Origin of the sequence: Secundilactobacillus collinoides DSM 20515 = JCM 1123, from assembly GCF_001435975.1 — a bacterium.
GTDB lineage: Bacteria > Bacillota > Bacilli > Lactobacillales > Lactobacillaceae > Secundilactobacillus > Secundilactobacillus collinoides.
In genome coordinates this window covers 1-231 of sequence record NZ_AYYR01000080.1, presented here as the reverse complement: position 1 = coordinate 231, position 231 = coordinate 1, and the positions used below count along the sequence as shown (strand labels likewise).

General features: G+C 42.4%; 1 pseudogene. It reads left to right on the top strand.

The annotated features are described in order from the left end of the window. Nucleotides 1-231: pseudogene (locus FC82_RS12760) on the top strand (hypothetical protein); the annotation flags it as partial.

Sequence of the window (231 nt, the reverse complement as noted above, 5' to 3'; positions counted from 1 at the left end):
CTTTGATGTGGCACAAACTAGCGGTGAACCAGTGTTAAGTGCTAAAGACTTTGTCAAAGAAAATTTAGCCGATCATCAGAATGTGACAAGCTTATATAACGCGTTCAAAGATTATTTAAACCAGCAAACCGACCTTAAAGTCAGTGAAGTGCCTTTAGCGACGCTAAATGGGGCTAAGGGGTATTTTCAACCCAGCACTAATGAAATCGTCATTGGTGGCGATGAGCCCGA